We start from the raw sequence: 4,666 nt of genomic DNA on the forward strand, positions 1-4,666 counted from the left end.
GCCCAGGGCAAGGCTGCCGAGGCTGACGCGACCTACCGCGAGGCGATGACGGCCGCGACCACGGAGGAACCTCGCGCCCGCTACGCCGCCTTTCTGCTGCGGCAGGGGAGACGGGAGGAGGCCAAGGCACTGCTGGACGCCCTCGCCAAGACCGAGCAGCGGGCGACTGGCCTCTACCGCCGCCAGGAGCGGGAATGGTTCCAGATGGCGGCGGGGCTGCGGCGGGAGCTGCGGTGAGCCGGGACGGCCCGGAAGGCGTCACGCTCCGGGCCGTCGGCTTTCCACAGGGATGAGCAGCGCGGGTGACGAAGGGGGCGCTCTGGGTGACCGCTCATGTCGTGCGGTAAAGCCAGGTGGGAGAGGTGGTGTTCCAGCCTGGAGACAGCTGCACGTCCGTCACCGCCCGCCATAACAAAACCCCCCGACCTTGCGGTGGGGGGGTTGAACTTGTGAGTCTTGCCGCTTACCAGCGGTTGTTGTCGCGGCGCTGGGGACGGTCGCCGTAGGCGGGGGCCGGGGCGGCCTTCGTCACGACGATGTTCTTGGCCTGGGGACCCTTGCCACGCTGACCGGGTTCGATCTCGAACTCGACCTCGTCACCCTCGTTGAGCTTCTTGAAGCCCTGGGCCTGGATGGCGCTGAAGTGCGCGAACACGTCGTCGCTGCCTTCCGTCTCGATAAACCCGAAGCCTTTTTCCGCGTTGAACCACTTCACTTTGCCTACAGCCATCTTCAACTCCTTGCCCTTCCTCAGCAAAAGCGGCGCGTGGTCTTTCACCATACTGCGCCTCTTGAAAAGACTTGCTGGGAAAATGACTCGACCACTATGGCGGGTCCATCCACAGGAAAGAGTGAGATAGATTACAAAAAGAAAGCCCCCCGCCGCAGGGCAGGGGGTGCACACCCGGTGGGGCAGGGGATTAGCGGAGTTCGACCTTGGCCCCAGCCGCTTCGAGCTGGGCCTTCATCTTCTCGGCGTCGTCCTTGCTGACGCCTTCCTTCAGCGCGCCGCCCTTCTCGCTGAGGTCCTTGGCTTCCTTCAGACCCAGGCCGGTGATGGCGCGAATTTCCTTAATGACGTTGATCTTGCTCGCGCCCGCGTCCACCAGCACGACGTCGAACTCGGTCTTCTCTTCGGCAGCGGGAGCCGCAGCCGCGCCAGCGCCACCGCCGACGGCCACAGCGGCGGTCACGCCCCACTGTTCCTTGAGGCCGTCGATGAGGTCGGCGAGTTCCATGATGGTGAGGGTGCTGAGCTGGTCGATCAGAGCCTGCTTGTCGTAAGCCATGGTGTGGTCCTCCGGTAATTGGATTGGGTTGAGAGAGGGAAAAGGGGGTTAGCCCTGGGCTTCGGCCGCGTCGCCGCCGCCGAGCTTGGCCTGGTACGCTTCGAGGATCCCGACGAAGTTGCTGAGGTGCGCGCTGAGCACGCCCACGAACTCGCCCTGAAGGCTCTGCTTGCTGCCGAGGCTCGCCAGACGTTCGATCATGCGCACGTCCACGCGGTTGCCCTCGACGAGGCCGCCCTTCACGGCGGGGATGCCACGGTCGTTGCCCTTGGCCGCGTCGCTGAGCGCCTTGGCGACGCCAGCGGGGTCCTCATGGGCCAGCACCAGGGCGCTGGGGCCTTTCAGGGCGTCGCCGAAGTCACGGCCGCCTTCCTGAAGGGCGAGGTTGATCAGGGTGTTCTTGGCAACGATCAGTTGCCCACCCTTCTCGCGGATGTCCTTGCGCAGACGGCTGAGCTGTCCGGCGGTCAGGCCCTGGTAATCGACGACGTAGAACGTCTCGATGCCCGTCAGGCTGCCTCTCAGGCTGCTCAGGTTCTGCTGATTCCGTTCGTTCGCCACGTTGGGAACCTCCTTTGTGGTGAACAAGTCCAGGTGCGCTGTCTTTCGCGCCCTGACAACTCGGCGGGATGTTTAAACCTGGCAAGGGTCCCCGCTGTCTACGATGCCGAAATTGGGAGGTGCAAAAAAGCGCACCGGGGTGCTGAAGTCAGCGGGGGAGGGCAGATGTTCCCCTCCCCGAAAAAGCTCAGGCCTGGGCGCTGCCCAGCGTGAGGGGAATGCTCGGCCCCATCGTGCTGGTCAGGTAGGCGCTGCGCAGGTACACGCCCTTGGCGCTGCCGGGCTTGGCCGCTTCCAGGGCCGAGACGAGCGCCTGGTAGTTCGCGCTGAGGTTGGCCGGATCGAAGCTGGCCTTCCCGATGGGGGCGTGAACCACGCCGGTCTTGTCGTTGCGGAACTCGATGCGGCCGGCCTTGAGGCCACGCACCATACCCGCCACATCGGGACCGACGGTGCCGCTCTTGGGGTTGGGCAGCAGGCCACGCGGCCCGAGCAGGCGCGCGAGCTTCTGGCCGACCTGGGCCATCATGTCGGGGGTGGCGACCACGGCGTCGAAGTCCATGAAGCCGCCCGCGATACGCTCGATCAGCTCGTCGCTGCCGACCACGTCCGCGCCAGCAGCCTCGGCGGCGGCCACGTTGTCACCCTTGGTAATCACAGCCACGCGCACGGTCCGGCCGGTGCCGTGGGGCAGGGCGACCGTGCCACGCACGTTCTGGTCGCTCTTGCGGGGGTCGATGCCCAGCCGGAAGTGCACTTCCACCGTCTCGTCGAACTTGGCGGTGGCGATGTCCTTGACCAGGGCGGCGGCCTCGTCGATGGTGTACTGCTTGTTGCGGTCCACCTTCTCGACTAGGGCGCGATAACGCTTGCCGTGCTTAGGCATGGGGGCCTCCCTCGATGGTGACGCCCATGCTGCGCGCGGTGCCCGCCACGGTGTTGGCGGCGGCCTCGACGCTCCCGGCGTTCAGGTCGGGCATCTTGGTCTTGGCGATTTCCAGGACCTGATCCCAGTTCAACTTGCCGACCTTCGCCTTGTTGGGCGTGGCGCTGCCTTTTTGCAGACCGGCGGCCTTGCGAATCAGGTAGCTCATGGGCGGCGTCTTGGTGATGAAGGTGAAGGAGCGGTCCGCGTAGATGGTGATCTCGACGGGGATGATCGCGTCACCCTTGTCGGCCGTCTGCGCGTTGAACGCCTTCGTGAACTCCATGATGTTCGCGCCGTACTGACCCAGCGCGGGGCCGACGGGCGGGGCCGGGGTGGCCTTGCCCGCGGGCAGCTGGAGCTTGACAAGCCCTGTGACTTTCTTCATGTGCGTCCTCCTTAGCTCCCCCGGCACGCCCCCAGCCGGGCGGCGATGGGCGGCGGGGTGCTGGCGCTAAGTTCTGCCGCTCAGGGCACCCTTCACGGCAGCAACTTTTCCAGTGTACAGGGCCAGATGGCTTCTGCCAAGCCTGGCCCCTGCGTGTGTTTACTTGCTGACCTGCGCGAAGTCCAGCTCGACCGGCGTCTCGCGCCCGAAGATGCTGACCAGCACCTTGACCTTGGCCTGGGGCGCGTTGACCTCGCTGACCACGCCGCTGAAATCCGCGAAGGGGCCACCCGTGACCCGGACCATATCGCCAGGCTTGAGGTCCACCTTCACGCGCGGCGCGGCCTCCTCCTGGGGTTGCGCGGCCACGCCCACCGAGGCGAGGAGCCGGTGCACTTCCTCGGGGGAGAGAGGCACCGGGCGTGTGGCCGTGCCGACAAAGCCGGTCACGCCGCTCGTGCCGCGCACCACTTCCCATGACTCGCCCAACTCGCCGGGCGCGTCATCGTCCTCGACGTCCATCTGCACGAAGACGTAGCCGGGAAAGAGCTTGCGCTCGACCTCGACCTTCTTGCCGCCCTCCTGAAGCTCGACCGCCTTTTCGGTGGGTTGCAGCACCTGGAAGATCTTGGTGTGGTGCATGCCCAGCTTCCTGGCGCGTTCCAGCAGATGCTGCTGCACGCGGTCTTCCTGGCCCACGTAGGTGTGGACGGCGTACCACTCGATACTCATTGCAGCACCGCCCGGATGAGATGGCCGAACACGAAGTCCATCACGAATACGATCAGGGTCAGGGCGATCACGAAGATCAGCACGGCCTGCGTGCCGTCAATCACCTGCTGGCGCGTCGGCCAGGTTACCCGCGCCAGTTCTTCGCGCGAGTCCCGCAAGTACTGCATCAGATTCATGCGCTCACCTTGCCCGCTTGGCGTCTTTGAAGAGAAAGCCGACCTCCTGCCGGGCCGCCCAGGCAGCCCAGCCGGACATCAGACCTTCTTCTCCTTGAACACGACGTGCTTCTTCGCCACGGGGTCGTACTTGCGCAGTTCCAGCTTGGCCTGCGTGTTGCGGCGGTTCTTGGTGGTCGTGTAGTAGAAGCCCGTGCCAGCGGTGCTTTCCATCTTCACGATGATGCGCGGTCCGTCCTTCGCCATGTTGTTGCTCCTTTCGCGCCTTTGGGCAGGCATCCCCCGCCGGCCGGCGCTCCCAGCCCCTCACCCGGGGGTGAAGTCGCTGGTAAAAGCCCGCCTTGTGGCGGGCAACATTCGGATTATAGGCAGTCGGGGAGCAGGTGTCCACCCACCGGCCGACCTCTGGTTCTATCTCCCAAGGCAAGAGGGGAGACCGGCTGGCCTCCCCCGCTGCGGCGCTGGAAGTTACTCCAGGACCTTGGTAACGACGCCGGCGCCGACGGTGCGGCCACCTTCGCGGATGGCGAAGCGCAGGCCTTCTTCCATGGCGATGGGCTTAATCAGTTCGACCGTGAACGTCACGTTGTCCCCA

10 protein-coding genes (1 of these 10 running past the window's edge) are annotated in these 4,666 nt (G+C 65.5%); 1 reads left to right on the forward strand and 9 read right to left on the reverse strand.

What is annotated here, in order from left to right; all coding sequences use genetic code 11:
• Positions 1-237, forward strand: the 3' end of a protein-coding gene (locus tag ABEA67_RS11015; RefSeq protein ID WP_345465056.1) for a hypothetical protein. It extends 543 nt beyond the left edge of the window; 237 of the gene's 780 nt are visible here — the last part of the coding sequence; its start codon lies off the left edge, out of view; its stop codon occupies positions 235-237.
• A gap of 226 nt (positions 238-463) precedes the next feature.
• Here the strand turns inward: ABEA67_RS11015 and ABEA67_RS11020 are convergent, their stop codons facing one another.
• From ABEA67_RS11020 to ABEA67_RS11060, 9 genes are all read right to left on the reverse strand, one after another.
• Positions 464-730 carry a cold-shock protein gene (locus tag ABEA67_RS11020; protein ID WP_345465058.1) on the reverse strand — a complete coding sequence of 89 codons (267 nt, stop codon included), beginning with the start codon at positions 728-730 and terminating at the stop codon, positions 464-466.
• 190 nt (positions 731-920) lie between these two features.
• Positions 921-1,289, reverse strand: coding sequence for a 50S ribosomal protein L7/L12 (gene rplL / locus ABEA67_RS11025; protein ID WP_345465060.1), 369 nt, complete (start codon positions 1,287-1,289; stop codon positions 921-923).
• A 48-nt stretch (positions 1,290-1,337) separates the two neighbouring features.
• Entirely contained in the window at positions 1,338-1,850 is a 513-nt protein-coding gene (rplJ, locus tag ABEA67_RS11030) for a 50S ribosomal protein L10 (RefSeq protein ID WP_345465062.1), read from the reverse strand.
• A 187-nt stretch (positions 1,851-2,037) separates the two neighbouring features.
• Positions 2,038-2,736 (reverse strand): 50S ribosomal protein L1, encoded by a 699-nt coding sequence (gene rplA / locus ABEA67_RS11035; protein WP_345465064.1) that lies wholly within the window; start codon positions 2,734-2,736, stop codon positions 2,038-2,040.
• Positions 2,729-3,163 carry a 50S ribosomal protein L11 gene (rplK, locus tag ABEA67_RS11040; RefSeq protein ID WP_345465066.1) on the reverse strand — a complete coding sequence of 145 codons (435 nt, stop codon included), beginning with the start codon at positions 3,161-3,163 and terminating at the stop codon, positions 2,729-2,731. Before rplK ends, rplA begins: the two co-directional genes overlap by 8 nt.
• A gap of 159 nt (positions 3,164-3,322) precedes the next feature.
• Positions 3,323-3,895, reverse strand: a complete 573-nt coding sequence (nusG, locus tag ABEA67_RS11045) for a transcription termination/antitermination protein NusG (RefSeq protein ID WP_345465068.1) — start codon at positions 3,893-3,895, stop codon at positions 3,323-3,325.
• The gene (gene secE, locus ABEA67_RS11050) at positions 3,892-4,071 is read right to left on the reverse strand and encodes a preprotein translocase subunit SecE (RefSeq protein WP_345465070.1); all 180 of its coding nucleotides are present in this window, start codon (positions 4,069-4,071) and stop codon (positions 3,892-3,894) included. The genes nusG and secE overlap by 4 nt, the downstream gene beginning before the upstream one ends.
• A 78-nt stretch (positions 4,072-4,149) precedes the next feature.
• On the reverse strand, positions 4,150-4,317 hold the full coding sequence (gene rpmG, locus ABEA67_RS11055; RefSeq protein ID WP_027459995.1) for a 50S ribosomal protein L33: 168 nt from the start codon (positions 4,315-4,317) through the stop codon (positions 4,150-4,152).
• Between the two features lie 222 nt (positions 4,318-4,539).
• On the reverse strand, positions 4,540-4,666 hold a 127-nt coding region (locus tag ABEA67_RS11060), incomplete at its 5' end, for an EF-Tu C-terminal domain-related protein (protein WP_486303784.1).

The organism is Deinococcus carri, from assembly GCF_039545055.1.
Classification (GTDB): Bacteria; Deinococcota; Deinococci; order Deinococcales; family Deinococcaceae; genus Deinococcus; species Deinococcus carri.